The sequence below is a fragment of the Pseudomonas capeferrum genome (genome assembly GCF_013523055.1).
GTDB lineage: Bacteria > Pseudomonadota > Gammaproteobacteria > Pseudomonadales > Pseudomonadaceae > Aquipseudomonas > Aquipseudomonas capeferrum_A.
In genome coordinates this window covers 252,887-279,827 of the sequence record NZ_JAAMQM010000002.1, presented here as the reverse complement: position 1 = coordinate 279,827, position 26,941 = coordinate 252,887, and the positions used below count along the sequence as shown (strand labels likewise).

26 protein-coding genes are annotated in these 26,941 nt (G+C 62.6%); 11 read left to right on the top strand and 15 right to left on the bottom strand.

Annotation, left to right across the window (positions count from 1 at the left end):
• Window positions 1–101 precede the first annotated feature (101 nt).
• The 6 genes from G7009_RS03755 (at window position 102) to G7009_RS03730 (ending at window position 8,433) form a co-directional block, all read left to right on the top strand.
• Window positions 102–1,376, top strand: coding sequence for a glycerate kinase type-2 family protein (locus tag G7009_RS03755; protein ID WP_181128625.1), 1,275 nt, complete (start codon window positions 102–104; stop codon window positions 1,374–1,376).
• Window positions 1,373–2,788: a pyruvate kinase gene (gene pyk / locus G7009_RS03750; protein ID WP_181128624.1), complete on the top strand. Its 1,416-nt coding sequence runs from the start codon at window positions 1,373–1,375 to the stop codon at window positions 2,786–2,788. The genes G7009_RS03755 and pyk overlap by 4 nt, the downstream gene beginning before the upstream one ends.
• Window positions 2,789–3,161: 373 nt before the next feature.
• The gene (locus tag G7009_RS03745; protein ID WP_181128623.1) at window positions 3,162–4,037 is read left to right on the top strand and encodes an urea transporter; all 876 of its coding nucleotides are present in this window, start codon (window positions 3,162–3,164) and stop codon (window positions 4,035–4,037) included.
• A 297-nt stretch (window positions 4,038–4,334) separates the two neighbouring features.
• The gene (locus G7009_RS03740) at window positions 4,335–5,159 is read left to right on the top strand and encodes an ion transporter (RefSeq protein WP_181128622.1); all 825 of its coding nucleotides are present in this window, start codon (window positions 4,335–4,337) and stop codon (window positions 5,157–5,159) included.
• Between the two features lie 92 nt (window positions 5,160–5,251).
• The gene (locus tag G7009_RS03735) at window positions 5,252–6,250 is read left to right on the top strand and encodes a sulfate ABC transporter substrate-binding protein (RefSeq protein ID WP_181128621.1); all 999 of its coding nucleotides are present in this window, start codon (window positions 5,252–5,254) and stop codon (window positions 6,248–6,250) included.
• A gap of 152 nt (window positions 6,251–6,402) precedes the next feature.
• Window positions 6,403–8,433 (top strand): mechanosensitive ion channel family protein, encoded by a 2,031-nt coding sequence (locus tag G7009_RS03730; RefSeq protein ID WP_181128620.1) that lies wholly within the window; start codon window positions 6,403–6,405, stop codon window positions 8,431–8,433.
• Window positions 8,434–8,755: 322 nt separating this feature from the next.
• On the opposite strand, the gene G7009_RS03725 is transcribed toward G7009_RS03730, so the two are convergent.
• Both G7009_RS03725 and G7009_RS03720 read right to left on the bottom strand, forming a co-directional pair.
• On the bottom strand, window positions 8,756–9,679 hold the full coding sequence (locus tag G7009_RS03725; RefSeq protein ID WP_181128619.1) for a class I SAM-dependent methyltransferase: 924 nt from the start codon (window positions 9,677–9,679) through the stop codon (window positions 8,756–8,758).
• A 1,078-nt stretch (window positions 9,680–10,757) separates the two neighbouring features.
• Window positions 10,758–11,654: a DMT family transporter gene (locus G7009_RS03720; protein ID WP_181128618.1), complete on the bottom strand. Its 897-nt coding sequence runs from the start codon at window positions 11,652–11,654 to the stop codon at window positions 10,758–10,760.
• 132 nt (window positions 11,655–11,786) lie between these two features.
• Between G7009_RS03720 and G7009_RS03715 the strand changes: the two genes are divergently transcribed.
• From G7009_RS03715 to G7009_RS03705, 3 genes are all read left to right on the top strand, one after another.
• The gene (locus G7009_RS03715) at window positions 11,787–12,230 is read left to right on the top strand and encodes an Lrp/AsnC family transcriptional regulator (protein ID WP_181128617.1); all 444 of its coding nucleotides are present in this window, start codon (window positions 11,787–11,789) and stop codon (window positions 12,228–12,230) included.
• A 431-nt stretch (window positions 12,231–12,661) separates the two neighbouring features.
• Window positions 12,662–14,191 (top strand): NCS1 family nucleobase:cation symporter-1, encoded by a 1,530-nt coding sequence (locus tag G7009_RS03710; protein ID WP_181128616.1) that lies wholly within the window; start codon window positions 12,662–12,664, stop codon window positions 14,189–14,191.
• Window positions 14,192–14,204: 13 nt separating this feature from the next.
• Complete coding sequence (locus G7009_RS03705; RefSeq protein ID WP_181128615.1) at window positions 14,205–14,933, top strand: aspartate/glutamate racemase family protein; 729 nt, start codon at window positions 14,205–14,207, stop codon at window positions 14,931–14,933.
• A gap of 39 nt (window positions 14,934–14,972) precedes the next feature.
• Here the strand turns inward: G7009_RS03705 and G7009_RS03700 are convergent, their stop codons facing one another.
• The 13 genes from G7009_RS03700 to ccmA form a co-directional block, all read right to left on the bottom strand.
• Window positions 14,973–15,635, bottom strand: coding sequence for a histidine phosphatase family protein (locus tag G7009_RS03700; protein WP_181128614.1), 663 nt, complete (start codon window positions 15,633–15,635; stop codon window positions 14,973–14,975).
• Window positions 15,636–16,084: 449 nt separating this feature from the next.
• Window positions 16,085–16,423 carry an FKBP-type peptidyl-prolyl cis-trans isomerase gene (locus G7009_RS03695; protein WP_181128613.1) on the bottom strand — a complete coding sequence of 113 codons (339 nt, stop codon included), beginning with the start codon at window positions 16,421–16,423 and terminating at the stop codon, window positions 16,085–16,087.
• Window positions 16,424–16,505: 82 nt separating this feature from the next.
• Entirely contained in the window at window positions 16,506–17,441 is a 936-nt protein-coding gene (locus G7009_RS03690) for a 2-hydroxyacid dehydrogenase (protein WP_181128612.1), read from the bottom strand.
• 43 nt (window positions 17,442–17,484) lie between these two features.
• Window positions 17,485–17,898 carry a hypothetical protein gene (locus G7009_RS03685; protein ID WP_181128611.1) on the bottom strand — a complete coding sequence of 138 codons (414 nt, stop codon included), beginning with the start codon at window positions 17,896–17,898 and terminating at the stop codon, window positions 17,485–17,487.
• Window positions 17,895–19,094 carry a c-type cytochrome biogenesis protein CcmI gene (ccmI, locus tag G7009_RS03680; RefSeq protein WP_181128610.1) on the bottom strand — a complete coding sequence of 400 codons (1,200 nt, stop codon included), beginning with the start codon at window positions 19,092–19,094 and terminating at the stop codon, window positions 17,895–17,897. Before ccmI ends, G7009_RS03685 begins: the two co-directional genes overlap by 4 nt.
• Entirely contained in the window at window positions 19,087–19,563 is a 477-nt protein-coding gene (locus tag G7009_RS03675) for a cytochrome c-type biogenesis protein (protein WP_181128609.1), read from the bottom strand. The genes ccmI and G7009_RS03675 overlap by 8 nt, the downstream gene beginning before the upstream one ends.
• Window positions 19,560–20,096: a DsbE family thiol:disulfide interchange protein gene (locus G7009_RS03670; RefSeq protein WP_181128608.1), complete on the bottom strand. Its 537-nt coding sequence runs from the start codon at window positions 20,094–20,096 to the stop codon at window positions 19,560–19,562. The genes G7009_RS03675 and G7009_RS03670 overlap by 4 nt, the downstream gene beginning before the upstream one ends.
• Entirely contained in the window at window positions 20,093–22,081 is a 1,989-nt protein-coding gene (locus tag G7009_RS03665) for a heme lyase CcmF/NrfE family subunit (RefSeq protein WP_181128607.1), read from the bottom strand. Before G7009_RS03665 ends, G7009_RS03670 begins: the two co-directional genes overlap by 4 nt.
• The gene (gene ccmE / locus G7009_RS03660) at window positions 22,078–22,533 is read right to left on the bottom strand and encodes a cytochrome c maturation protein CcmE (RefSeq protein ID WP_181128606.1); all 456 of its coding nucleotides are present in this window, start codon (window positions 22,531–22,533) and stop codon (window positions 22,078–22,080) included. The genes G7009_RS03665 and ccmE overlap by 4 nt, the downstream gene beginning before the upstream one ends.
• Complete coding sequence (ccmD, locus tag G7009_RS03655; protein ID WP_181128605.1) at window positions 22,530–22,706, bottom strand: heme exporter protein CcmD; 177 nt, start codon at window positions 22,704–22,706, stop codon at window positions 22,530–22,532. Before ccmD ends, ccmE begins: the two co-directional genes overlap by 4 nt.
• Entirely contained in the window at window positions 22,703–23,470 is a 768-nt protein-coding gene (locus G7009_RS03650) for a heme ABC transporter permease (protein WP_181128604.1), read from the bottom strand. Before G7009_RS03650 ends, ccmD begins: the two co-directional genes overlap by 4 nt.
• A 46-nt stretch (window positions 23,471–23,516) precedes the next feature.
• Window positions 23,517–24,185: a heme exporter protein CcmB gene (gene ccmB / locus G7009_RS03645; RefSeq protein WP_181128603.1), complete on the bottom strand. Its 669-nt coding sequence runs from the start codon at window positions 24,183–24,185 to the stop codon at window positions 23,517–23,519.
• Entirely contained in the window at window positions 24,182–24,814 is a 633-nt protein-coding gene (gene ccmA, locus G7009_RS03640) for a cytochrome c biogenesis heme-transporting ATPase CcmA (RefSeq protein WP_181128602.1), read from the bottom strand. The genes ccmB and ccmA overlap by 4 nt, the downstream gene beginning before the upstream one ends.
• A gap of 168 nt (window positions 24,815–24,982) precedes the next feature.
• Between ccmA and fliK the strand changes: the two genes are divergently transcribed.
• Both fliK and G7009_RS03630 read left to right on the top strand, forming a co-directional pair.
• On the top strand, window positions 24,983–26,548 hold the full coding sequence (gene fliK, locus G7009_RS03635) for a flagellar hook-length control protein FliK (RefSeq protein WP_181128601.1): 1,566 nt from the start codon (window positions 24,983–24,985) through the stop codon (window positions 26,546–26,548).
• Window positions 26,545–26,889: an EscU/YscU/HrcU family type III secretion system export apparatus switch protein gene (locus G7009_RS03630; RefSeq protein ID WP_181128600.1), complete on the top strand. Its 345-nt coding sequence runs from the start codon at window positions 26,545–26,547 to the stop codon at window positions 26,887–26,889. Before fliK ends, G7009_RS03630 begins: the two co-directional genes overlap by 4 nt.
• The last annotated feature ends 52 nt before the right edge of the window (window positions 26,890–26,941 follow it).

Here is a 26,941-nt window from a genome sequence, read left to right as displayed (position 1 = left end):
GTCGGTGGCAACGCGCAACACCGCCCCTGGTTCAGCCTGCACGGAGGCAGTTCCGGGGGCGTTTTCGATTCTGCAGAACAATAATGATCTGGGAGCCTGCCATGTCGGTCGATCCGCAACAATTACTCCGCGAGCTGTTCGACACAGCCATCGCCGCCGCCCACCCCCGCCAAGTTCTCGAACCTCACCTGCCCGCGGATCGTAGCGGCCGGGTGATCGTCATCGGTGCCGGCAAGGCCGCCGCGGCCATGGCCGAAGTAGTCGAAAAAAGCTGGCTGGGCGAAGTGTCCGGCCTGGTCGTGACCCGCTACGGTCACGGCGCCAACTGCCAGAAGATCGAGGTGGTCGAAGCCGCCCACCCGGTCCCCGATGCCGCCGGCCTGGCGGTGGCCAAGCGTGTGCTGGAGCTGGTCAGCAACCTGTCTGAAGACGACCGGGTGATCTTCCTGCTGTCCGGCGGCGGCTCTGCCCTGCTCGCCCTGCCCGCCGCGGGCCTGACCCTGGCCGACAAGCAACAGATCAACAAAGCGTTGCTCAAGTCCGGCGCAACCATCGGCGAGATGAACTGCGTGCGCAAGCACCTCTCGGCGATCAAGGGCGGTCGCCTGGCCAAGGCCTGTTGGCCGGCCAGCGTCTATACCTATGCCATCTCCGACGTGCCGGGCGACCTGGCCACGGTCATCGCCTCCGGGCCGACCGTGGCCGACCCCAGCACCTCGGCCGATGCCCTGGCGATCCTCAAGCGCTACGGCATCGAGGCGCCCAAGTCCGTCATCGACTGGCTCAACGACCCGGCGTCCGAAACCGTCAAGGCCGATGACCCGGCCCTGGCGCGCAGCCACTTCCAACTGATCGCCCGACCACAACAGTCGCTGGAAGCCGCCGCCGTGAAAGCGCGTCAGGCCGGCTTCAGCCCGCTGATCCTCGGCGACCTGGAAGGCGAGTCGCGGGAAGTGGCCAAGGTACACGCTGGCATCACCCGGCAGATCGTCCAGCATGGGCAGCCGCTGGCCGCGCCCTGCGTGATCCTTTCCGGCGGCGAGACCACCGTCACCGTGCGCGGCAACGGCCGTGGCGGACGCAACGCCGAGTTTCTGCTCAGCCTCACCGAAAGCCTCAAAGGCTTGCCTGGGGTGTACGCCCTGGCCGGTGATACCGACGGCATCGATGGCTCGGAAGAGAACGCCGGCGCCCTCATGACGCCCGCCAGCTACGCGCGCGCCCAGGCCCTGGGCCTGTCGGCGGCCGACGAGCTGGACAACAACAATGGGTACGGCTACTTCGCCGCCCTCGATGCGCTGATCGTCACCGAACCGACCCGCACCAACGTGAACGATTTCCGCGCCATCCTGATCCTCGAGACTTCGCCATCATGACGCCTGACAAGAAAGTCAAAATCCTCGCCACACTAGGCCCTGCCATCGAAGGCATCGACGACATCCGCCAACTGGTCGAAGCCGGGGTGAATATCTTCCGCCTCAACTTCAGCCACGGCGAACATGCCGACCATGCCCTGCGCTACCAGTGGATTCGCGAGGTGGAAAGCCAGCTCAATTTCCCGCTGGGTATCCTCATGGATCTGCAGGGGCCGAAACTGCGCGTTGGCCGCTTTGCCGAAGGCAAGGTCCAACTGCAACGCGGTCAGGCCCTGCGCCTGGACCTCGATGCCACCCCTGGCGACAGCCACCGGGTCAACCTGCCGCATCCGGAAATCATCGCCGCGCTCGAGCCAGGCATGGACCTGCTGCTCGACGACGGCAAGCTGCGGCTGCGGGTGACCGCCAAGCACAGCGACGCCATCGACACCGAGGTGCTGGCCGGCGGCGAGTTGTCGGACCGCAAGGGCGTCAACGTACCCCAAGCCGTGCTCGACCTCAGCCCGCTGACCCCCAAGGACCGACGCGACCTGGCCTTCGGCCTGGAGCTGGGTGTGGACTGGGTGGCACTGTCGTTCGTCCAGCGCCCCGAGGACATCGCCGAGGCGCGCCAGCTGATCGGCGACCGCGCCTACCTGATGGCCAAGATCGAAAAGCCGTCCGCCGTGGTCCAGCTGCAGGCCATCGCCGAAGCGTCCGATGCGATCATGGTGGCGCGTGGCGATCTGGGCGTGGAAGTGCCGGCCGAAAGCGTCCCGCATATCCAGAAGCAGATCATCAGCACCTGCCGCCAGCTGGGCAAGCCGGTGGTGGTGGCCACGCAGATGCTTGAGTCGATGCGCTTCTCGCCAGCGCCGACCCGCGCCGAAGTCACCGACGTGGCCAATGCGGTGGCAGAGGGTGCCGATGCGGTGATGTTGTCGGCGGAGACCGCTTCGGGCGACTACCCGCTCGAAGCCGTGCAGATGATGAGCAAGATCATTCGCCAAGTTGAAAACGGTCCCGACTACCAGGCCCAGCTCGACGTCGGCCGACCCAAGGCCGAAGCTACCGTATCGGACGCCATCAGCTGCGCGATCCGTCGCATCAGCGGCATCCTGCCGGTAGCGGTACTGGTCAACTACAGCGAGTCCGGCGCCTCGACCCTGCGTGCCGCGCGCGAGCGTCCACGGGTACCGATCCTCAACCTGACCCCCAACCTGTCCACCGCCCGCCGCCTGAGCGTGGCCTGGGGCGTGCACTCGGTGGTCAACGATCGCCTGCGCCAGGTCGACGAGATCTGCTCGACAGCGCTGGAGATTGCCCAGGCGCAAGGCATGGCCAGCCGTGGAGATACCTTGCTGATCACCGCCGGCGTGCCTTTCGGCAAACCAGGGACGACTAATACGCTGCGCATCGAGACTTTGATCTAAGGCCAGGGCTGCAGTGCAGCCCTTCCGGCTTACGCCGCAAAGGGAGAGCAAAGCCCAATGCAGTCAGCTAAGGGAAATCATCAAATTCGGTTCAAGGGTGATGTTCGGCCTCCGAATCTTCAGTGAAGCTACCGGCCTATCGCGGGACAAGCCCGCTCGCCACTGGTACGCGGTTCTCGGTGGCGAGCGGGCTTGTCCCGCGATAGGCCGGTAGCTTCACTGAAGATTCCAGAAGCCGAAGCTGAGCACCGGCATTGAAGCGACTGCTTTCCTTGACTGACTGACATTAGGCAAAGCTCTCCCTTTGCACAAAGAACTGCGGAAAACGAGGCCCGAAGAGGCCCATCGCCCACCTCAACCCTACTGACTGCCCATGTACACCAAAAATTTCGTCAACCCGTGCCCCGACTGGGCCACGGCGCTGCTCAACGGCTTCAGCCAGGTGCTGCTGCTGCGCAACCCCTTGTGCGGCCTGTGCTGCCTGCTGGCCATCCTGCTGACCGCCCCTGATCTGGTCGGTGGCGCTCTGCTCGGCGCCCTGGCCGGCCTGCTCACCGCCCAGCGTCGCAACTACGACCGCGCCGATCGACAGGCCGGCCTGTACAGCTACAACGGTGTACTGATCGGCATCTTGATCAGTGCCGTGCTGCCGTGGTCGGCGATCATTGCGCCGCTGATCATCGCGGCGGGTGGACTCTCCAGCATCATCACCCATCAGTGGCGCAAGCGCGGCGGCAAACTGTTGGTCGCCTATACCGCGCCTTTCGTGCTGCTAGGTTGGGGCATCCTGATGGTTGCGCAGCCCCCGCTGGCGGGTGTTGTCGAAGCCGATCCACTCCATGCCCTGTTGCGCGGCGTAGGTCAGATTTTCCTGCTGGACAAGCCGCTGGCTGGTCTGTTGATCGTAATGGGCATGTGTCTCGCCAACCCTTATGCGGCTCTTTGGGCCGTGATCGCATCGTCCATTGGCGCAGCCGTGGCATTGCTTGCCGATCAGGGGCAAGCGGCATGGATGGGGCTGTACGGTTTCAATGCAGCGCTGGCGGCGCTGGCCTTCAGTCGTCAGGGCGAGCGCCCATGGGTAACGATGCTGGCCGTGATCCTGGCGCTATTACTGCAAGCGCTGTGCAACGCCCTGTCAATCACCGCGCTTACCGCTCCCTTCGTCGCAGCCTGCTGGCTGATGCATCTAGGCAGTCACTTTGGACAAGTACGCCAACGGCGCGCGTCCCGTCAGATGCATGGATGACCCTGGACCAAATCCCTTCAACGCTTCCAGACTGACACCATTGCCGATTGATGCTGCTACAAGGCTCTCCTGCTGGTCATTGCCGCCAGCTTGGTGACGGTTCTGCAACTTACTGGTCCGCCAGCATGAGCTTCATACCTTCAGGTTTCTCAGAAAGTGTGGAGCCCAAGCGTCGACTCACCCGGCAAAGTCAGCGCTGGCGAAAATGTCAGTCGGCGAAGTCGTGCGATCCTGGTTGCGCAACCGCCCGCCGCACTTCTAGGCTGTATGCCTACTCTTCAGGAAGTCGCCTCATCCATGGACATACCGCAAACTTGGCGCGAGCGGCTTTACGTCATCGTCTTCCAGTCCGACACCGTCGCCGGCCGACGCTTTGACAAGACCCTCCTGCTGATCATCCTCGCCAGCCTCGTGACAGTCATTCTCGACAGCATCGACGAGGTGCACCAAAGCTATGCCGGGCTGCTCGCCGCGATCGAGTGGGGTTTCACGGCGATCTTTCTGGTCGAATACCTGACGCGCCTGTACTGCTCGCCCAAACCGCTGCGCTATGCCTTCAGCTTCTACGGCCTGGTCGATCTCCTGGCCATCGTGCCGGGAATCATCGCCCTCTACTACAGTGACGCCCAATACCTGCTGATCATCCGGGTCATCCGCATGCTGCGGATCTTCCGCGTGCTCAAGCTCAGTCCGTACCTCAGCCAAGCCAATTACCTGCTGGCGGCCTTGCGCGGCAGCAAGCAGAAAATCATCGTCTTTCTGGTCAGCGTCTCCACCCTGGTCACGGTGTTCGGCACGCTGATGTATGTCATCGAGGGTCCGGCACACGGCTTCACCAGCATCCCCAAGGGCATCTATTGGGCCATCGTCACCCTGACCACCGTAGGCTTCGGCGATATCGTGCCCACCACGCCCCTGGGCCAGGTCCTTTCCTCGCTGGTAATGATCACCGGTTATTCGATCATCGCCGTGCCCACCGGGATCTTCACCGCCGAACTGGCCAACGCCATGCGCGGCGAACAGCTGCAACATGATTGTCCGACCTGCGCCAAGATGAGCCATGAACACAACGCGGCCTTCTGCTCGCGATGCGGCAGCCAGCTGTTCCAGAAAACCGAATAAGCAAAGTCCCTTTGGGTCTTTAACCCGCTCATGAGGCAACGCTATAGTCGCCGGCACACTGCCAATACTTCCACTCGAACAAGGAATGCTCCGTGAAAAAACTCTTCAGCGCCTCGCTGCTCGCCGCGGGCCTTGCCCTGGGCAACCTGGCCCATGCCGCGCCACCATTGCTGAACGTGTCGTACGACGTGATGCGGGATTTCTACAAGGACTACAACACGGCCTTCCAGAAACACTGGGAAGCCGAACACCAGGAAAAGGTCAGCCTGCAGATGTCCTTCGGCGGCTCGAGCAAGCAGGCGCGGGCCGTGATCGATGGCCTGCCGGCCGATGTCATCACCATGAACATGGCGACCGACATCAATGCCTTGGTCGACAATGGCAAGCTGGTGCCGCAGGACTGGGTCTCGCGCCTGCCCAATAACAGCGCGCCGTTCACCTCCGCCACCGTGTTCATCGTGCGCAAGAACAACCCCAAGGCCCTGAAGGACTGGCCGGACCTGCTCAAGGACGGTGTACAGGTCATCGTGCCCAACCCCAAGACGTCCGGTAACGGCCGGTACACCTATCTTTCCGCCTGGGGCTATGTGCTGAAGAACGGCGGGGACGAGAACAAGGCCAGGGACTTCGTCGGCAAGCTGTTCAAGCAGGCGCCCGTGCTGGACACCGGCGGACGCGCCGCCACCACGACCTTCATGACCAACCAGATTGGTGACGTGCTGGTGACCTTCGAGAACGAGGCCGAGATGATCGCCCGCGAATTCGGTCGTGACCAGTTCGAAGTGGTCTACCCCAGCGTTTCCGCCGAAGCCGAGCCACCGGTGAGCGTCGTCGACAAGGTCGTGGACAAGAAAGGTACCCGCGCCGTAGCCGAGGAATACCTCAAGTACCTGTGGTCGCCGGCCGCCCAGGAAATCGCCGCGCAGAACTACCTGCGTCCGCGCGATGCCACGGTGCTGGCGAAATACACCGACAGGTTCCCGAAAGTCGACTTCCTCTCCGTGGAGAAGACCTTCGGTGACTGGCGCACCGTGCAGAAGACCCACTTCAACGACGGTGGCGTGTTCGACCAGATCTACAGCGGCCAGTAACGCCTCCTCCTCCCTGGCAGCCTGCCCGCTTCACGGACAACGTGAGCGGGTCTGGCTCGCGGCGTTTTCCACGCCTTATCGAACTTCTCGTCTGCGACGCTATCAGTTTCCTGAGTAACCCTTTCCGCTCGCTCGGCCCAAGGAGTGCTCCTGTGCTGCGTCATTTCTACCTGCTTCTGCTTGGCACTTTGCTGAGTACCCAGCTCCTGGCCGCAGAGCCAGCGCCCGCCGAAGAACCTCCCGCCGAGCCCGAAGCCGTGCTCCAGGGCGGACTCCTGGGCGCGCTGGCCGACAGCCTGGACAGCGCCGCCAAGGACATGGACCTGGACGAACACCTGGTCGATGCCTGGCGAGTACGCTCCGATCGGGCCGCCAAGGAAATGGAGCGCCTGGTCACTCGTCACTCCAACGATGATTCGCTGCAGATGGCGGGTGACTTTCTGGTTCTGACCCTGGCGTGGGCCGGCTGCTTTACCCTCCTGACCCTGCTGGGGCGCTGGGGCGGTCACCGGGCCGGGCAATCGCAATGGCTACGTCCGCGCAAACGGCTGCGCAGCATGCTTAGCTACCTGCTGCCGTATACGCTGCCCGCCCTGGCGAGCCTGCCGCTGACGGTGTATGTCAGCCGTTTCCTCGACCCCTCCGTGGCGCGGGCCTTGGGCATGAGCCTGGCCTACGCCACCAGCAGCGGGCTGTTCTCGACGTCGATCATCCTGTGCCTGATCACCTTGTTCGATGTCGACCACAAGCGCGCAGCCGTCGCTGCGATTCGCCGTCTGGCCCCACGCCCGCTGTTCATGATCGGCTTTCTGGCGGCCTGGAGCGATGCCCTGACCAGCCCGCAGATCGCGCGCCAGCTGGGGGGCAATATCACCAGCAGTATCGCCGTGGTCACCGGCCTGCTCGCGATCTTCATCTTTGCCAGCCAGGTGATTCGCCTGCGTCGACCGGTGGCTCATCTGATCCGCAACCGTTCGCTGCAGGATCGCCAGCAGCACCGAGCGGTACAGGAGACGCTGCGGGTCTTCTCGAACATCTGGTACCTGCCGATCCTGCTGATGATCCTGGTGTCGGCGATCCACCTGATCGGCGCCGGCGAGGAAAGCCAGCGGGCCTTGCAGAATGCCCTGCTGACGACTGTCCTGCTGGTCGGAACACTGTTCCTGAGCACTACGCTGCAGCACCTGTTCAGTGTCAAAGGGGAAAACACGCCGGAGCGGGTTCGCCCTTACAAGGAGCTGCTACGAAGCCTGGCCCACGCGCTCCTGCGTATCGCCATGGCCGTGGCGTTCATCGAGCTGCTCGGCCGTATCTGGGGCTTCTCGGTGATCGACTTCGCCCTGCGCAACTCCCTGGGCCGTGCGATCAGCGACTCTCTCAGCAGCATCGGCCTGATCCTGCTGGTCACCTGGCTGCTCTGGGTGGTGCTCGACACGGCGATCCAGGAAGCACTGAAGCCGGCCGTCGGTCGCCGTTCCACCCGCCAGCCCAGCATACGCGTACGCACCATCCTGCCCATGCTGCGTAATGCCATCAAGATCATCCTTGTAGTGATCTGTACTATCACCACCATGGCCAACCTGGGCATCAACGTGGCTCCGCTGCTGGCGGGTGCCGGGGTGGTCGGCCTGGCCATAGGCTTCGGCTCGCAGCAACTGGTGCAGGACGTGATCACCGGGCTGTTCATCCTCATCGAGGACACCATTGCCATCGGCGACTGGGTAGTGCTCGACTCGGGGCATGCCGGTACGGTGGAGAGCCTGACCATCCGCACGTTGCGGCTGCGCGATGGCAAGGGCTTCGTGCATTCGGTGCCGTTCGGCCAGATCAAGGCCGTCACGAACCAGTCGCGGCAGTTCGCCTACGCCTTCTTCTCGGTGCAGTTCACCTACGACAGTGATGTGGATGCCGCGCTGGGGCTGATCCATGAGGTCGGCCAGTCGATCAGCGAGGACTCGCTGCTGCGGATCAACCTGCAAGGGCCGCTGCAGGTGTTCGGCGTCGACCGCATGGACCTTAACGGGTTCGTTCTCACCGCGCAGTTCCGGACGATTTCCGGTGGCCAGTATGCGGTGAGTCGAGCGTTCAACGAGCGGCTGAAGAAGCGCGTCGACCAGACCGACAACGTTGGTTTTGCGCAGGTCTACCCGATGCCGTTGGCATTGCGCGAGCAGCCGGCGTGACTGGAAGAGTGCTCGTGCAGGTCTCTACGGAGAAAACATGTGCCCGTGCGTCCAAGTACGACGCTGACCTGTGTAGGAGGAGCTGGCTTGCCCTGCGATCGAGTCCGTCAGGGCTCGCCTGGTAATGCTAGGGCTTCCCTCACCCTGATGGTTGTGGGTACGCGAATTGTCTGCATCCGGAGCATCTGGGGAGCGATCTCTATTACCAGGCGAGCCCTGACGGGCTCGATCGCAGGGCAAGCCAGCTTCTACACGGGTCAGCGTCTATGGGGCTAAAACGCCGGGCTCTTTCGTGGAGACCCTGCAGAGCCTCCCCGACACCCTAATTGCTGAACACCAACGCCTTCAGCCCCCCGGCCGGATCGCTATCCGGAAACTCCGGCGGGTTCTCCAGCCGTTCCACGAACCGCAACCCTGACGCGTGTTCCGCCATGCCTTCGATCAAGAAGTCAGGCCCTATGGCCGGATCGTTGACGCAGGCCAGAACCGTTCCTCCTGCCGTCAACAGTTCAGGCAAGCGACGCAAGATCCTGGCGTAGTCCTGGGTCAGGGCAAAACTGCCGCGCTGAAAGGTCGGGGGATCGATGATGATCAGGTCATACGGCCCGTATTTGCGCACCTTGCCCCATGATTTGAACAACTCGTGTCCCAGGAAGGCGACCCGCCCCAGATCATGATCATTGAGTCGGTGGTTGTCGCGCCCTCGGCTGAGCGCCGCCTTGGCCATGTCCAGGTTGACCACCTGCTCGGCGCCACCGGCAATCGCCGCCACGGAAAACCCGCAGGTATAGGCGAACAGGTTGAGCACGCGCTTGCCTGCGGCCTGTTCGCGTACCCAGCGACGCCCGTAGCGCATGTCCAGGAACAGCCCGGTGTTCTGCTTGAATCCCAGGTCGAGCTGGTAGCGCAGACCGTCCTCGTCGATCATCCGCTGTTGCGTCGGCTCGCCGAGCAACCAGTGACCGGGGCTTTCCGGCAGGTAACGGTGCTGGATGAGAATGGCCTGACCGGTCCATTGAGGTTTTGCCGCAAGACGCTCGAGCATGGCCTCGAGTTCGGCCAACTGACCCGCTGGCGGCTCGCGAAACAGCGCCACCAGCAGCACCCCCTGCAGCCAGTCGACGGTGATCTGCTCCAGCCCCGGCCAGCAGCGACCGCGACCATGAAACAGGCGGCGGGTTTCCTGCGGGGCGGGGTCGAGGGCAGTGAGCAGATGCTGTTCGAGAGTCTGGATTGGCGAAGTCATGGCGGGTCGCAAGCAAGTAAAAGGGCCAATTCTACCCTTGCGGGCCTCTTCGCGGGTAAACCCGCTCCCACAATGACAGCATGATCTTGAAAATGACACTGACAGGATGAGCTGAAAATGACACTGGCAGCATGAGCTTGAAATGACACTGACAGTATGAGCTTGAAATGACACTGGCAGCATGAGCTTGAAAATGACACTGACAGTATGAGCTTGAAAATGACACTGACAGCATGAGCTTGAAAATGACACTGACAGCATGAGCTTGAAAATGACACTGGCAGCATAAGCTTGAAAATGACACTGACAGTATGAGCTTGAAAATGACACTGGCAGTATGAGCTTGAAATGACACTGGCAGCATGAGCTTGAAAATGACACTGGCAGTATGAGCTTGAAATGACACTGGCAGCATGAGCTTGAAAATGACACTGACAGTCTGAGCTTGAAAATGACACTGGCAGCATGAGCTTGAAAATGACACTGGCAGTCTGAGCTTGAAAATGACACTAGCAGTATGAGCTTGAAAATGACACTGACAGTCTGAGCTTGAAAATGACACTGACAGCATGAGCTTGAAAATGACACTGGCAGTATGAGATTGAAAATGACACTGGCAGTATGAGCTTGAAAATGACACTGACAGTCTGAGCTTGAAAATAACACAGACAGTCTGAGCTTGAAAATGACACTGGCAGTATGAGCTTGAAAATGACACTGACAGCATGAGCTTGAAAATGACACTGACAGCATGAGCTTGAAAATGACACTGGCAGCATAAGCTTGAAAATGATACTGGCAGTCTGAGCTTGAAAATGACACTGACAGCATGAGCTTGAAAATGACACTGGCAGTATGAGCTTGAAAATGACACTGGCAGTCTAAGCTTGAAAATGACACTGACAGCATGAGCCTGAAAATGACACTGGCAGTCTGAGCTTGAAAATGACACTGGCAGCATGAGCTTGAAAATGACGCTGGCAGCATGAGCTTGAAAATGACGCTGGCAGCATGAGCTTGAAAATGACGCTATACCTGTGGGAGCGGGTTTACCCGCGAAGAGGCCCGTGAAATCACCTCATTCCTTGACTGCGACCCGCGCCGAACGGAACCACCAACCCTGCTGCATCCCCGCCGCCGCCACTAGAATCAGCGCCACGCCCAACCATTGCAGAGGCGCCAGACGGTGCCCAAACGCCACCCAGTCGACCAGGATCGCGGCAATCGGGTAGACGAACGACAGCGCACCAGTCAGTGCCGTGGGCAACCGCTGGATAGCGCTGTAAAGCAAGACGTACATGAGCCCGGTATGCACCATGCCAAGGGTCAGCAAGCTGGCCAGCGCTCCAGTTTCCTTGGGCAGCCCTTCGACATTGGCCCAAGGCGCCAGCAGCAGGATCCCGGTGCACACCTGGATCAAGGCGATCAAGTGCGGTGGCGTCCCGCTCAGGCGCTTGATGATCAGCGCCGCCACGGCATACAACAAAGCCGCACCCAGCGCCAGCGCGATCCCGAGCAGGTATTCGCTGCCACTGCCTTGGTCGCTGCCATGGGCGCTGACGATGGCCAGCATCCCTGCGAAGGCCAGGCTCAGCCAGAACAGCTTCGGCACGGTGATCTTCTCGCCCAGGAACACAGCCGCGAGACCTACCAGCATGAACGGCTGGACGTTGTACACCGCGGTGCCAATGGCAATGGATGCCCGTGAATAGGAAGCGAACAGCAACACCCAGTTGCCCACGATGGCCACGCCGCTCACCACCGCCAACAGAAACGCCGTACGCCCTATCACATGCGGCTTCAGGAAGCCCAAGGCAGCGCATACCACCAACAGCGTCGCGGCGCCGAACACGCAACGCCAGAACACCACATCCAGAACAGGCTGTCCCGAGACCAGCACGAACCAGCCTATGGTCCCGGAAATCAACATGGCTGCGATCATTTCAGTCGAGCCACGGCGTATTGAATTGTCCATCTTTCACCTCCCTCGAAGATGGCGTCAGTATGACGAAGCAGACAAGGCGCCATCCAGCGGATAAGAAAGGCAGAACGCAACCAAGGCCTTTATTATCAAGGCAGATTCCCGAAATTACCTGACGAGAGCATCATGACCGACGCCATCGACCAGCTGTTGATCAATGCCCTGATGGAAGACTCACGGCGCTCGCTCAAGGCGCTGGCGCAGATCAGCGGCCTGTCCGCGCCGAGTGTCAGCGAGCGATTGCGCCGCCTGGAGGAACGAGGGGTGTTGCGCGGTTACATCGTCGATATCGACCCACGCTGCTTCGGTTACCAGCTGCAAGCCATCGTGCGCATCCGGCCGTTGCCTGGCCAGCTGCAGGAGGTAGAGCGGCAGATAATCGCGACACCGGAGTTCACCGAGTGCGACAAGGTGACAGGAGAAGACTGCTTCATCGCCCGCCTGCACGTACGTTCAATGGAACAGCTCGATATCCTGCTGGACAAGATCAACGTCATGGCAGAGACCAACACCTCCATCATCAAAAAGACATCGGTAAGGCGTCGGCTTCCTCCGATGAATCAAGTCTGATTAAATTCTGTACACACAAATGTAACCTTAGGTGCCATTTTTGTGTGCACTTTTCAAATCGATGCACCGCTTGGTTACACCTAAGACTTTGATTAAGTTGACCAATCGATCAGCAAGGAAAGCCTGAAAAATTTTAAACCTGTCCGACCTGTCAATTTAAAAATATTTGATTTCATACGCTTATCTAAGAAATTAGAGGAATAGAAAATTTTCTGATCGCCTCTTTCGCCGTTTCATGGCATGGATCTAGCTTCACTGCGTTCATGTTTTGTATACAAGTTTTGCAAAACATAAATACACAATAACCGCACGCCTGTTTCTGCAGGCCGTAGCGCCCAGAACCCAGTGATGCCAACGCCTGCACCGACGAGATGGCGAGCCCGTGCGCAAGCCCGCTCATCGCAGTCCATACGCATCAGGAGCCTGCCGGAATGAGTACCAGCCTCAACCTTGCCCCTGAAGTTCCCGTTGCCAGCACCCCCTCCTCCACTCTGGACACCCAGCCTTCACCCTGTGTATTGAGCCCGCGCCTGCACAATCGCGACCTTGCTCCTACCCGACTGGAAGGCCGCCGTTGGGGCCGCTACAGCATCTTCGCGCTATGGACCAACGACGTGCACAACATCGCCAATTACTCCTTCGCCATGGGCTTGTTCGCCTTGGGGCTGGGAGGCTGGCAGATCCTGATGTCGCTGGCGATCGGCGCGGCGCTGGTGTACTTCTTCATGAACCTGTCCGGCTACATGGGGCACAAGACCGGCGTACCCTTTCCGGTCATCAGTCGTATCGCCTTCGGTATCCACGGCGCGCAGATTCCAGCCCTGATCCGTGCGGTGATCGCCATTGCCTGGTTCGGCATCCAGACCTATCTGGCATCGGTGGTACTGCGCGTACTCCTGACCGCCGCCTGGCCACAACTGGCCGCCTACGACCACGACAGCCTGCTCGGTCTGTCGAGCCTGGGCTGGGTCTCGTTCGTGGCGATCTGGCTGGTGCAGCTGGTGATCCTGGCCTATGGCATGGAGATGGTCCGCCGCTACGAGGCTTTTGCCGGCCCCGTAATCCTGCTCACCGTCTCGAGCCTGGCCGCATGGATGTACTTCCAGGCCGATGCTCGCATTGCCTGGTCGGTCAGCGAACCCCTGGTCGGATACGAGATGTGGCGCAACATCTTTGCCGGCGGCGCCTTGTGGCTGGCTATCTACGGCACCCTGGTGCTGAATTTCTGCGACTTCGCCCGTTCCTCCCCCTGCCGCAAGACCATTCGGGTCGGCAACTTCTGGGGTCTGCCGGTCAACATCCTGGTGTTCGCCATGATCACCGTGGTGCTCTGCGGAGCGCAGTTCCAGATCAACGGCCAGATCATCGACAGCCCTACGCAGATCATCGCCAGCATCCCCAGCACCCCCTTCCTTGTCCTGGGTTGCCTGGCCTTCCTCATCGTCACCGTGGCGGTGAACATCATGGCCAACTTCGTCGCGCCGGCCTTCGTGCTCAGCAACCTGGCGCCACGCCACCTGAACTTCCGTCGGGCCGGCCTGATCAGCGCCACCCTGGCCGTGCTGATCCTGCCTTGGAACCTCTACAACAGCCCGTTGGTGATCGTCTACTTCCTGTCGGGCCTCGGCGCGTTGCTGGGCCCGCTGTACGGGGTGATCATGGCCGACTACTGGTTGCTGCGCAAAGGTCAGATCAATGTGCCCGAGCTCTACAGCGAAGACCCCGAGGGCGCCTATTACTACAACCGAGGCATCAACCTGCGCGCCGTGGCAGCGTTCTTGCCGGCCGCCCTGCTGGCCATCGTCCTGGCCCTGATACCGCACTTCCACAGCGTCGCGCCGTTTTCCTGGCTGATCGGCGCAGGCATCGCAGCCGCCGTCTACCTGCTGATCGCGCCGCGTCAGCGTACCTTCATCGATGTCAGCGGCGAGTGCATCGCCGTCGACCATAGCAGCCACTGATTACGGAGCGTTCATGCGTATTCTTGTCGTCAACGTCAACACCACCGAAGCCATTACCGAGGCCATCGCCGAACAGGCGCGCAGCGTTGCCGCACCCGGTACGGAGATCGTCGGCCTCACGCCCTGGTTCGGTGCCGAATCGGTCGAAGGCAATTTCGAGAGCTACCTGGCCGCCATCGCCGTGATGGATCGCGTGATGTCCTACGACCAGCCCTTCGATGCGGTGATCCAGGCCGGCTACGGCGAGCATGGCCGCGAAGGTTTGCAGGAGCTTCTGCAGGTGCCAGTGGTGGACATCACCGACGCAGCCGCGAGTACAGCCATGTACCTGGGCCACGCCTATTCGGTGGTCACCACCCTGGACCGCACCGTGCCGCTGATCGAGGATCGTCTCAAGCTATCGGGCTTGTACGACCGCTGCGCGTCGGTGCGCGCCAGCGGCCTGGCGGTCCTCGAACTGGAGGAAGATCCGCGGCGTGCCGTCGAGGCCATTGTCGATCAGGCGGAGCGAGCCGTCAGGGAGGACAAGGCCGAAGTGATTTGCCTGGGTTGCGGCGGCATGGCGGGGCTGGACGAACAGATCCGTCAGCGCACCGGTGTGCCGGTGGTCGATGGCGTAAGCGCCGCGGTGACGGTCGCCGAATCGCTGGTACGGCTGGGGCTGGCGACGTCCAAGGTACGCACCTATGCCGCGCCGCGGGCGAAGAAAGTGCTTGGCTGGCCCTTGCGTCCAAGTCGCTAGGGCCGCCGGTAACGGCAACCTGGGAGCGAGCGCGGGGGCTCAGGTCGGACAGGCGTGCTCGCCGCCATCGAGGCCTTGCCGAACGTTGCGGCTGAGCAGGCTGGCCTTGCCATCGCGCCAGGTCAGGGTCAGCACGTAGAGCGAGTCGAAGTCGCTGCCATTCCAGTCGTCGGTGATGACCTGCTTCTCGCCCAGCGCCTTGCCGGCCACCGCGTTGATCAAGTCTGGCAGGTAGCCGTGGGACCAGGCGGTATAGACCGTGGCGTTACGGTATTTGTCCTTCAGCAGCTCCTCGGCCAGATCCTCGTAGTCGTTTGCGCCAAAATCGATGTTGACGGGCAGGCCCTGGCTGATGGCACTCGGACTGATGGTCATCAGCGGACGAATATAGCTGTAGCTATTGTCCTGGCTACCTTCCTCGACATGCCGCGATGGGTTGGCGGCGAAGACATAATCGGCATTGCCGAATTTCTCGGGCAGAATCGTCGCCAGGTCTATCGCCCTGTTCAGGCCCTGGCAGTTGAGTTGGCCAAGGCCTTCACCCGGCTTTTCGGCGTGCCGCAGGAAGACCAGCGTCTGAGTGCCATCCACGGGCGCCGCGCGGCTTTCGAGGACCTGCATGGCCAGCGGAGCGAGCGCGCACGCAGCCAGGGTACCCAGGAGCCAGGGACGATGGCGGCGAATGAACAGAGGCATTTTCATGGCGGTGGACTCATGCGGCAATTGAAGTTCAGGCTGACCTGAAAACCCCGCGGCTGGGGGCCGCGAGGCATCGATGTAAGGCGCCGCGTCCGCTGCAGCGCGCGGGTGTTCGAGTCCGATCGACCCACGAAGTTCCTTCCTGGCTCTCTTCCTTGAGCCCGATTGAATCTAGTCGTGCCGTGTTACCAAATTAAGGCAGTCCCAAGGCCAATGCCAGTCAGCCAAGGGAAGTATCGAATTTCAGAGACTGAAGCCTGTTCATCAGCCCTCGAACTCAGGGTGAAACCTGGGGCCTCGTCGCGGGGCAAGCCCGCTCACCACTGGTACATGCCGTGACGAGGCCGCTCCACTGGCGAGCGGGCTTGCCCCGCGACGAGGCCCCAGGCTCGGTAGAAAACCGCAACCCCCAAAGACCGGCTTCCGCACACCGCTGATCCTACAGGGACCATTCAATCCTCCCGCGTCAGCACTTCCAGCAATTCGATCTCGAACGTCAGGTCGGCATTCGCGGGGATACGCCCCATCGTGCGTTCGCCGTACCCCAGGTGCGCGGGCACCAGCAGCTTGCGCTTGCCGCCCACTTTCATCCCAAGGATGCCCTGGTCCCAGCCCTTGATCACCCGCCCCGTTCCTATCACGCACTGGAAGGGCTTGCCTCGCGACCACGAGGAGTCGAATTCGCTGCCGTCGTCCAGCCAGCCGGTGTACTGGGTGGTGATCAGCGCGCCCTTGACCGCGGTCTTGCCGTCGCCTTTCTGGATATCGATGATCTGCAGGTCTTTACTCATGCCTGGGGGTTCCTGAACGGTTGCCAAAAGCGCCCTTTTCTCAGGAATGAGCGGCCGTGGCAAGTCTGCGTGAAGGCCATGCTCATCTTACCGGCGTCAGCACAGGCTCGCCTGCGAAGAAGGCCTGCAGGTTGCGCAGCACCAAGGTCACGGTATCGCGCGCGGCCTCCGGGGATTGGCCTGCGACGTGGGGCGTCAGCACAGTGTTGTTCAAGGCCTTGAGTGTGTCGGGCACGTTGGGCTCGTCATCGAAGACATCCAGCGCGGCGCCCGCGAGAGTGCCTCGCTGCAAGGCCAGGACGAGTGCCGCGCTATCCACCACGCTGGCACGCGCGATGTTGACCAGATAACCCTTAGCGCCCAAGGCCTGCAATACCTCGGCATCGACCAGATGGCGCGTATCGGCACCCCCCGGGGTGGCGACCACCAGGATATCCACCGCCTCGGCAAGGCGCAGGGGGCTGTCGTACCAGGTATAGGCCACGCCCTCGCGAGGGGTTCGGCTGTGGTAGCTGATCGGCATGTCGAAACCCAGGGCCGCGCGCTTGGCAATGGCTTGGCCGACGGCGCCAAGACCGAGAATGCCCAGCCGCTTGCCAGATACGGACGGGCTGATGACACGGTTCCACTCTCCCCACCGCATGCTGGCATCGGCGCGAGGGATGTCGCGCAGCAATGCCAGCAGCATGGCCATGGCATGGTCGGCCACGGCGGTGGCATTGGCGCCCGCGCCATTGGTAACCATGATGCCTTTGGCCGCGGCGGCCGCCAGGTCGACCTGCTCGTAGCCAGCGCCGATGACGCAAATGATGCGCAGACTGGGTAACGCGCCGATCTCGGCGGCCGTGAGCCCGAGCGGACCACGGGTCAATACCGCGTCGATCCGCTCGGCCTCACGCTCGATGGCCTGCGCACGCAGGGCCTGCGACTGAGCGCGGACCAGGCGGTAACCCGCCTGTTCCAGCAACGGCAGGTAGTCGTCTACGGTTTCCACCAGTACCAGGACTGTCTTGTTCATGCCACCTCCGGCTCCATGCGAAGGGGCATTATGCGCGGCTCGGCTATTGCGCAAAAGCCCGGCCGAGACCGCCAGGGACGCCGCTGCTGTCGGTTTCCTGCCAAGGACCGTCCGGGCTCACCGACCAACTCCAGCCGTTGGCCCAGCGATAGTAGGTACGCTGGCGATAGAACGTATTGGTCTGCTTCTCCAGCACATAGACCCCCAGGCGCGGATCCCAATGGCTGGCCCCGCCTGGTGGCGGCGCGAAGCTGGCGGAGGTGCGCGGCATGGGCTTGGGCGTGACAGCCGGTTTGGCGGGCGGTTTAGGCTTGCTGCTGGGCAGCGGCTTGACCACCGGCCCTGATGGCGGGGTGGTCTCCAGAGGGGGCTGTGGTTGCTCGACCGGCTGCTGCACCGTACACGCACTCAGCCCCAATGCAAGGGTGATCAGGGTCAGGCGGAGGGTGCTGTTCATGGTCGGTTCTCTCGGGAATCAGGTCGGTCAATGGTCAAGTGCTGAAGCGTCTGCGTGCGGATCGCCAACGGCGTGCCGTGGCCGATCCATTCGCCTTGGGTCGGCTGGCCGGCACGGGAAACGCGTGCAACCAGTTGGACTTGCGGGAAGTCGGACAGTTTCATCTGCGCCATCATGGCATCGGCGTCGCTCAACTCGACTTCGATCGGCAATTGCGCCACGGTCACGCGCTTGGCGGCCAGCGGCATGGGCGGGCCATTGACGGCACGCGCGAAGATGAACACCGTGTCGCCAGGCTCGACCTTGCCCTCGAGCGCGGCAGCCAGCTCGACCCGTACCTTGAGCCTGACTTGTTCGACGACCTTGCCAGCGGTCGCGTCCAGCCTTTGCGCGGCGCGGTCGATGCCGCCCTGCAAGGCGGCTCGCGAGGCGTCGCCTTCGGGCAACTGGGCCAGCAGGCGCGTCCAATAGTCGATAGCCTCCTGATAACGCTCGCCTTCGAACGCGGCGATGCCCAGCAAGCCCAGGCTGGTTACCTCTTTGGGGTCGGCTTGCAAGGCTTCGTCGGTAAGCGCCTGTACCTGCGGGTTCCAGCGTTTGTCATTGGCGAAGTACAGCGCCTGGGCCCACTGCCCGAGCAGCGCGGGCTCTCGACCGGAAAGCGCCGCGGCGCGCTCGAACGCCTTGGCCGCGTCCTGGGGACGCTGCTCGGACATATAGGCGCGGCCCAGGAAGTACAGGCCTTCGGCCGATTCAGGCTGGGCCTGCACGACCTGCTCCAGGCGATGCGTCAGGTCTTGCAGGTTCTTCGGGGCTTCGGCGAACTCGCGAGTCAGTTCGACCTTGTCGGCAGCGCCGAAATGCAGGTACAGACCCAGACCGAGGATCGGCACCAGCACCGCCGCCAGGAGCGGCAGCGCCTTGCCAAGGGTTTCCGGACGTGGCGCTTCGACGCTCTCGGTATCGGCGAGCAGCTCCCGGGCAGCTTCGTCGCGCCCCTTGGCCAATTGCTCGGCGTCCAGCGCGCCCGCCTGCTGTTGCGCGGTCAATTCGCCTACCCGCTCCTGATAAAGCGCGACGTTGAGGGCGGTACGGTCCTCTTCCATCTGCTGGCGACGGCCACGCAGCACGGGCACCAGCAGGAACCCGAGCGCCATCAGCAACATCAGGCCGGCACCCAGCCAAAGATCAATCATGATTCTGTTCCCTGTCCAGCAGCTTGGCGAGACGCTCGCGTTCTTCGACCGACAACCTGTCGTCATCCCCGACCGCCTGGCCGCGACGGCGCCGGACGATCACGGCCAGGACCACGAAGCCCCCGGCCAGGAGCACGCCAGGACCGAACCAGAGCAGCCAGGTGCGTCCATTCAGAGCAGGTTTGTAGCGCACGAAATCGCCATAGCGGTCGACCATGAAGTCGATGATTTGCTGGTTGCTCTTGCCCTCGCCCAGCATGCGGAAGATTTCCCGACGCAGGTCGGCGGCGATCGGCGCATTCGAATCGGCGATGTCCTGGTTCTGGCACTTGGGGCAGCGCAGTTCCTTGGTCAGTTCGCGGTAGCGCTCACGCTCCGCCTCGTCCGCGAACTGGTAGGTATCGATGGCTGCCTGGGCCAGGTTGCCGATACCCAGCCCGAGCACCAGGGCTGCCAGCCAGCGCTTCATGGGCGGGCCTCGTCGACCAGCCCCTGGTACAAGGGCGCCAGCTGCTCGCGCCAGACCGTCGCGTCGACGACGCCCACATGCCTGTAGCGAATCACCCCTTGGGCGTCGATCAGGAAAGTCTCCGGCGCGCCATAAACCCCCAGGTCCAGGCCCAAGGTGCCCTGCTCGTCGCGGATGCCCAGTTGATAGGGATTGTGAAACTCCGCCAGCCACTTCAGCGCGGCGGCATTGTCATCCTTGTAGTTGATGCCGTGGATCACCACGCCCTGCTCCGCTAGCTGGTTCAGGTAGGGATGCTCGACCTTGCACGAAGGACACCAGGTGCCCCACACATTGACCAGCGCCGGTCGACCAAGCAGATCGGCCCGGGATAGCGTGCGCTCGCCTTGCACCGATGCCAACGAAAACGCCGGGAACGGCTTGCCGATCATCGCCGACGGCAGCTCGTCAGGCTTGAGGAACAGCCCTTTGTAAAGAACCACCGCCAGCAGCAGAAACACCATCAGCGGCACTACCATGATCCAACGCTTCATGCAGTTGCTCCAGACATGCCCAGGACATCACGTACCCGGGCCTTGACCTTGACGCGATAGCGCCGGTCGAATGCCGCGAGAAACCCGCCCAGCCCGGTCAGCAGACCGCCCAGCCAGATCCAGCGGACATAGGGTTTGACATGCACACGCACCGCCCAGGCGCCATTTTCCAGCGGCTCGCCCAGGGCAACGTAGAGGTCGCGGGTGAAACCTGCATCGATACCGGCCTCGGTCATCATCGATTGCTGCACCGTGTACAGACGTTTTTCCGGGTGCAGCACACTGATTTCACGCCCGTCGCGAATCACACGCACGGTACCTTTGTCGGAAATGAAGTTGGGCCCCTCGTAATGCTTCGCGCCGTCGAACCGGAAGTGATAGCCGCCCAACTCGACCGTATCGCCCGGCGCCATGCGCAGATCGCGCTCGGCGCTGTTGTTGCTCGACAGCACCACGCCCAGGGCGCACACCGCCAGGCCCAGGTGCGCCACCTGCATGCCCCAGTAACTGCGGCTCAGACCTCGCAGTCCTTTGGCTAGCCCCTTGTGACGAGTCTTGTCGACGATATCGCGCGCACCGCCCAGCACGACCCACGCGGCCAGGGCGAAAGTGGTCAGGATCGGCCAATCGAAGTCATCGACGATCAGGCCCGCCAACGGCGCCAGGATCGCGCTGCCCACCAGCACCGGGGTCAGCATGCTGGCCAGCCAGGCTCGTGGGGTGTCTTTCCAGCGCACCACCACACCGATACCGAGCACCAGCATCAGCAGCGCCATGAGCGGCAGGAAAAGCGCGTCGAAGTAGGGCGGGCCAACCGACAGCTTGGCCCCGGTCAGGGCATCGAGCACCAACGGATAGAGGGTGCCGAGCAGGATCATCGAAGCGGCCACCACCAGGACCAGATTGTTGGCCAGCAGCAGCGTCTCACGGGACCACAGCGCGAAGCCCACCTGACTCTTGACCACGGGCGCGCGCAGGGCGAACAGGGTCAGCGAGCCGCCGACCACGAACAGCAGGAAGATCAGGATGAACACGCCACGCGAGGGATCGGCGGCAAAGGCATGCACCGAAGTGAGCACGCCCGAGCGCACCAGGAAGGTACCCAGCAGGCTGAGGGAAAATGCGGCGATGGCCAGCAGCACCGTCCAGCTCTTGAAGACCCCGCGCTTTTCCGTCACCGCCAGCGAATGGATCAGCGCGGTACCCACCAGCCAGGGCATGAACGAGGCATTTTCCACCGGATCCCAGAACCACCAGCCGCCCCAGCCCAGCTCGTAGTAGGCCCACCAGGAGCCCAGGGTGATACCGACCCCGAGGAATGCCCAGGCGACGATGGTCCAGGGTCTCGACCAGCGGGCCCAGGCGGCGTCCAGGCGGCCGCCGAGCAAGGCCGCGATGGCGAATGCAAAGGCCACCGAAAACCCCACATAGCCCATGTATAACATGGGTGGATGGACGATCAGGCCGAAGTCCTGCAACAGCGGATTGAGGTCGCGGCCATTGGCGGGCACCTGGGGCAGCAGACGCTGGAACGGGTTGGAGGTGATGATCAGGAAGGACAGGAAACCCACGCTGATCATCCCCATGACCGCCAGGACTCGCGCCAGCATCACCTGCGGCAGCTGGCGGGAGAACACCGAGACGGCGAAGGTCCAGCCGCCCAGGATCATCGCCCAGAGCAGCAGCGAGCCCTCATGCGCGCCCCACACCGCACTGAACTTGTAGTACCACGGCAAGGCGCTGTTGGAGTTGCTGGCCACATAGGCGACCGAGAAATTGTCGGTGAGGAAGGCATGGGCGAGGCAGCCGAAGGCGAAAGCCAGGAAGGCGAACTGCCCCCACGCGGCCGGACGCGCCAGCCCCATCCACAGGCTGTCTCCACGCCAGGCGCCGATCAAGGGCAAGGTGGCCTGGACGGTGGCGAAGCAAATGGCCAGGATCATCGCCAACTGGCCGAGCTCGGGTACTACCAGCGCGGCATTCATGGTTGCCGCTCCTGGCCGCTGGCGGCCTGACCACTCTCCTTCAGGGCCTTGGTGACCTCGGGCGGCATGTATTTCTCATCGTGCTTGGCCAGCACCTCGTCGGCTACCACCTCTCCCGCGGCATTGAGCTTGCCGAGGGCGACGATGCCCTGCCCTTCGCGGAACAGGTCGGGAAGAATACCGCGGTAGGTGATCGGGACCGATTTGTTGAAGTCTGTGACCACGAAGCGCACGTCGAGCGAGTCGCCGGACCGTCGCACGGACCCCTTCTCGACCATGCCACCGGCGCGGATGCGGGTATCCAGAGGCGCCTCGCCGTTGGCGATCTGGGTCGGGGTGTAGAACAGGTTGATGTTCTGCTGCAGGGCGCTGAGCGCGAGGCCAAGCGCGATACCGACCCCGACCAGCAGGGCAACGATGAGCAAAAGACGTTTCTTGCGCTGCGGGTTCACTGGTTCTTCTCCCGGCGCAGACGTCGCGCCTCTTCTTGCAGGTAGCGACGGCGCGCCAGGAGTGGCGCGGCGACATTGATCGCCAGTACCGCCAGGCAGATACCATACGCCGACCAGACGTACAGGCCGTGATGGCCCATCGCAAGGAAATCACTGAACGAGGCGAAGCTCATCGTGTCGTCTCCCGACCCAGGCAGTTCAACACTTCATCCCTGACCCAACTGGCGCGCGCCTCGCGCTTGAGCACTTCGAGGCGCATGCGCAGCAACAGCACAGCGCCGAAGAAGCAGTAGAAGCCCAATGCCGTGAGCAACAAGGGCAGCCACATTTCCGCCGGCATGGCCGGCTTCTCAGTGAGGGTGAAAGTGGCGCCCTGGTGCAAGGTGTTCCACCACTCCACCGAATACTTGATGATCGGGATATTCACCACGCCGACGATCGCCAGGACCGCGCAGGCCTTGCCGGCGCTGTCACGATTGCTGATCGCCTGGCCGAGCGCAATGATGCCGAAGTACAGGAAAAGGAGGATGAGCATGGACGTCAGTCGGGCATCCCACACCCACCAGCTGCCCCAGGTCGGCTTGCCCCAGATGGCGCCGGTGAGCAGCGCCACGGCAGTCATCCAGGCGCCAATGGGCGCAGCGCACTGCAAGGCCACGTCGGCGATCTTCATCTTCCACACCAGCCCGACCACGCCCACCACCGCCAGCATCACGTAGCAGGACTGCGCCAGCATGGCCGCCGGCACATGGATATAGATGATCCGGAAGCTGTTGCCCTGCTGGTAGTCCTGTGGCGCGAAGGCCAGGCCCCAGGTCATGCCCACCAGGAGCAACGCCACGGCGCAGAGGGTCAGCCACGGCAACAGGCGGCCACTGATGGCATAAAACCATTTGGGTGAACCCAGCTTGTGGAACCACGTCCAGCTTATTTTCATCACGGTGCATCCAAGGGTCTTTGCTGGGCTTAGCGCCCAGACCTCGTTATTCGCCGACGCTGATCTTCAGGCCGGCCGCTATTGCAAAGGGTGCCAGGGTTACAGCCAGGGCGGCGAGGCTGGCGAGCCAGAGCAGATGGCCGGTCGCCGGCATCGATTGCAACGCCGCCTGCAAGGCCCCACTGCCCAGAATCAAGACAGGGATATACAACGGCAGGATCAACAGCGCCAGCAATAGCCCTCCGCGCTTGAGGCCTACGGTAAGGGCCGCGCCTACTGCGCCCAGCAGACTGAGAACAGGAGTGCCAAGCAACAGCGAGCCCAGGAGGACCGGCAGGCAGGCCGAAGGCAGACCGAGCATCAGCGCAAGCAATGGTGCCAACAATACCAGTGCCAGGCCCGAAAAGATCCAGTGCGCCAGGACCTTGGCCAATACCAGCAGCGGCAAGGGGTAGGACGACAGCAGCCACTGCTCCAGCGAGCCATCCTCGAAATCGCTGCGAAACAGCCCGTCGAGCGACAGCAGCACCGCCAGCAGCGCAGCGACCCAGACCAGGCCCGGTGATAAGGTTTGCAACAATTGCGACTCGGGGCCTACGGCCAACGGAAACATGGCCACGACGATGGCGAAGAATACCAGCGGGTTGGCGAGTTCGGCGGGGCGTCGAAACAACAGCCGAGCTTCGCGTTTCAACAGCAGGGCGAAAACACTCATGCGGCCCATTGCCCCAGATTCAGTTCACGATAGCCGGTCGGCTTGCGCTGGAGGCTGTGGTGAGTGGTCAGGACCACCGTCCCGCCGCCTTCGCAGTGCGCCGCCAGGTGAGCTTCCAGCTGCGCCACACCCTCCTTGTCGAGCGCCGTGAACGGTTCGTCGAGGATCCACAGCGGCGGGCTGTCGAGGTACAACCGAGCCAGGGCGACACGACGCTGCTGGCCCGCCGAAAGCGTATGACAGGGGACATCCTCGAAGCCCCGCAGCCCCACGGCGGCCAGGGCGCCGTCGATCGCCTCGAGGGTGGCGGGCCGGTGCAGGGCGCACAACCACGACAGATTCTCCTGAGCGGTCAGCAGGTCCTTGATCCCGGCGGCATGGCCGATCCACAGCAACAGGGCGGCCAGGACCTGGCGCTGCTCCGCCAACGGACGTTCATCGAGCAGGAGCTGCCCGGCGGTTGGCTGCATCAATCCGGCCAGGAGCCGTAGCAGGCTGGTCTTGCCGCTGCCATTGGGGCCGCTGACCTGCAGCATGTCGCCAGGGTGCAATTGCAAGTCCAGATGCTCGAACAACATGCGCCAGTCGCGCTCGCAGGCCAGGCCCACGGCTTGGAGATGAAAGGTCACGGTTTCGCCTTATGCGGTAGCGGTCTCAAGTCGCCTTCCAACCTGCCGTTATACTGGCAATGACGGACAGCCCGGTGGGTGCCAGGTCGCTTGGCCGGAGGGACGGCCGGCATTATACATACGATGTCCCATTGCCAAGAATGCTGGCTCCATAGGTTGTATACAATCATGACCGAAATCAATAGTCTTGGCGCGCAAGCGGCGGTCAATCCGCAAGCGGGCAAGGCTGCCATGACCGGCGAGCTGCTGCGCCTGCTGCAACCGCAGTCCGGGTTGCTACCCGCGGGTGAAAGCGCCAGGGCCGAGGTCATGTCTCTGCGCCAAGTAGGTCAGGATTTCCAGATGGTCCTGCGTCTGACCTTGGCCAATGGTGCCCAGGCCCAGGTGCAGACCAGCGGCAATCAGCCGTTGCTCCAAGGTAGCCAATTGCTCGTCAGCCAGCCGCTGGACAGCTCCAATCTGCTGATCCAGCAGGTCGCCAACCGCCGCGACGTTGCGCTGTCCCGCCTGGACACCAGCCAGCTCCCGATAGGCACGTTATTGCAAGGCAAGGTCATGACCAGCCAACCCTTGCCAGGAAGCCCCGGAGAACCAACGACCTTTCGCGCCCTGGTAAGCCTGCTCAACAGCGCCCAGGCCGGCGCCACGCTTAGCATCGATAGTCCGCGCTCCTTGCCGGTGGGCAGCCTGCTCACTGCCTTGGTACAAGGCGATCAGTCGTTGCGTTTCGTGCCGTTGAGCGGACGTCAGGATCAACTCGCAATCGCGCAGCAACTGCTGGCCCAGCAAGGTCGCCAGGCGTCCCTGCCCGGGCTGCTGGCCGCCTTGCAGCAGATACAGGACAACGGCGCCTCCCACGGCTCGCTGCGCGCCAGCGCCGAGCAACTGTTGGCTGGCTTGCCGGATGCTCGCCAGCTCAGCGATGCCAAGGGCCTGGCGCAGGCTTTGGGCAACAGCGGGGCTTTCTTCGAGGCCAAGCTGCTGGGAGGACTGCCCGGCGGCATGGGCAGCGACTTCAAGGCGCAACTCGGGCGCCTGGCGGCGCAGCTGCTACCCGGTGTACCGAGCAATTCCATGCTCGCCTCGGCGGCGACCGCTGGTACCTTGGCCCAGGCGCTGCCTGGCTTCGTGCGCCATGCCCTGGGCATGCTCGGACAGGTCGGGCCTCGGCCACCGCCAGGGAGTTTCCCCCTACCCTCGCGTCTATTGCAGAGCCTGGAAGGCGAAGACGACCTGCAACACTTGCTGCGTCTTGCGGCCGCGGCAATTTCTCGTCTGCAAAGTCATCAGCTGGCTAGCTTGCAACAAACCGGCACCGCCGAGAACGGCAACGTGCAAACCACCTGGCAGACGGAGATCCCCGTACGCCAAGGTCCGGATTTCGTGCCGCTGCAGGTCAAGCTGCAACGCGAGGAGACGCCGCGTCAGCAGGAGGACTCGCAGCGCGACTCGCGTGATCCGCTCACGGCCCTGTGGCGTATCGAGTTGGCCTTCGACCTGCCGCCGATCGGCCCGCTGCAGGTCCAGGCGCAACTCATCCAAGGCAAGCTGTCCGGCCAGTTGTGGGCCGAGCGACCGTCCACCGCGCAGTTGATCGACAGCCACCTAGGGGAGCTGCGCAAACGCCTGCTGTCGCGCGGCCTTGATGTCGGCGATCTGGCCTGCCATGCCGGCACGCCACCGCAAGGGCCGACGACACGACTGGAGCAACGCTGGGTGGATGAAACCGCATGACCGACAAGCACAGCCGACAAGCCATTGCCTTGAGTTACGACGGGCTGGACGCGCCTACCGTCAGTGCCAAGGGCGAAGACACCCTGGCCGAAGCCATCCTGGCCCTGGCCCGCGAGCACGAAGTCCCGATCTACGAGAACGCCGAGCTGGTGCGGTTGCTGGCACGACTGGAGTTGGGCGAGCAGATCCCCGAAGCGCTTTACCTGACCATCGCCGAGATCATTGCCTTTGCCTGGCAACTGCGCGGCAAGGTTCCGGACGGCTTCGTCGACAGCACGCCTGGCGAGCGCGATGTGACGCCGTCGGCCCCTCGGTTGCCATTCGACAAGAGCAATATCTAACGCATTCCCGATGTCGAGGCGGCCGACCCTGTGTCTTTTCCAGACACGGAGT

What these genes read in the sequence shown, in the direction of transcription:
- G7009_RS03665 (WP_181128607.1), bottom strand. Translation starts at nt 22,081, where the DNA reads ATGAATGCCGCGCTGGTAGTACCCGAGCTCGGCCAGTTGGCGATGATC.
- G7009_RS03685 (WP_181128611.1), bottom strand. Translation starts at nt 17,898, where the DNA reads ATGAACAGCACCCTCCGCCTGACCCTGATCACCCTTGCATTGGGGCTG.
- G7009_RS03740 (WP_181128622.1), top strand. Translation starts at nt 4,335, where the DNA reads ATGGACATACCGCAAACTTGGCGCGAGCGGCTTTACGTCATCGTCTTC.
- G7009_RS03700 (WP_181128614.1), bottom strand. Translation starts at nt 15,635, where the DNA reads ATGAAAATGCCTCTGTTCATTCGCCGCCATCGTCCCTGGCTCCTGGGT.
- G7009_RS03715 (WP_181128617.1), top strand. Translation starts at nt 11,787, where the DNA reads ATGACCGACGCCATCGACCAGCTGTTGATCAATGCCCTGATGGAAGAC.
- G7009_RS03705 (WP_181128615.1), top strand. Translation starts at nt 14,205, where the DNA reads ATGCGTATTCTTGTCGTCAACGTCAACACCACCGAAGCCATTACCGAG.
- G7009_RS03720 (WP_181128618.1), bottom strand. Translation starts at nt 11,654, where the DNA reads ATGGACAATTCAATACGCCGTGGCTCGACTGAAATGATCGCAGCCATG.
- G7009_RS03695 (WP_181128613.1), bottom strand. Translation starts at nt 16,423, where the DNA reads ATGAGTAAAGACCTGCAGATCATCGATATCCAGAAAGGCGACGGCAAG.
- ccmD (WP_181128605.1), bottom strand. Translation starts at nt 22,706, where the DNA reads ATGAGCTTCGCCTCGTTCAGTGATTTCCTTGCGATGGGCCATCACGGC.
- G7009_RS03710 (WP_181128616.1), top strand. Translation starts at nt 12,662, where the DNA reads ATGAGTACCAGCCTCAACCTTGCCCCTGAAGTTCCCGTTGCCAGCACC.
- G7009_RS03755 (WP_181128625.1), top strand. Translation starts at nt 102, where the DNA reads ATGTCGGTCGATCCGCAACAATTACTCCGCGAGCTGTTCGACACAGCC.
- G7009_RS03630 (WP_181128600.1), top strand. Translation starts at nt 26,545, where the DNA reads ATGACCGACAAGCACAGCCGACAAGCCATTGCCTTGAGTTACGACGGG.
- ccmB (WP_181128603.1), bottom strand. Translation starts at nt 24,185, where the DNA reads ATGAGTGTTTTCGCCCTGCTGTTGAAACGCGAAGCTCGGCTGTTGTTT.
- G7009_RS03650 (WP_181128604.1), bottom strand. Translation starts at nt 23,470, where the DNA reads ATGAAAATAAGCTGGACGTGGTTCCACAAGCTGGGTTCACCCAAATGG.
- pyk (WP_181128624.1), top strand. Translation starts at nt 1,373, where the DNA reads ATGACGCCTGACAAGAAAGTCAAAATCCTCGCCACACTAGGCCCTGCC.
- ccmI (WP_181128610.1), bottom strand. Translation starts at nt 19,094, where the DNA reads ATGATTGATCTTTGGCTGGGTGCCGGCCTGATGTTGCTGATGGCGCTC.
- fliK (WP_181128601.1), top strand. Translation starts at nt 24,983, where the DNA reads ATGACCGAAATCAATAGTCTTGGCGCGCAAGCGGCGGTCAATCCGCAA.
- G7009_RS03745 (WP_181128623.1), top strand. Translation starts at nt 3,162, where the DNA reads ATGTACACCAAAAATTTCGTCAACCCGTGCCCCGACTGGGCCACGGCG.
- G7009_RS03670 (WP_181128608.1), bottom strand. Translation starts at nt 20,096, where the DNA reads ATGAAGCGTTGGATCATGGTAGTGCCGCTGATGGTGTTTCTGCTGCTG.
- G7009_RS03675 (WP_181128609.1), bottom strand. Translation starts at nt 19,563, where the DNA reads ATGAAGCGCTGGCTGGCAGCCCTGGTGCTCGGGCTGGGTATCGGCAAC.
- G7009_RS03690 (WP_181128612.1), bottom strand. Translation starts at nt 17,441, where the DNA reads ATGAACAAGACAGTCCTGGTACTGGTGGAAACCGTAGACGACTACCTG.
- G7009_RS03725 (WP_181128619.1), bottom strand. Translation starts at nt 9,679, where the DNA reads ATGACTTCGCCAATCCAGACTCTCGAACAGCATCTGCTCACTGCCCTC.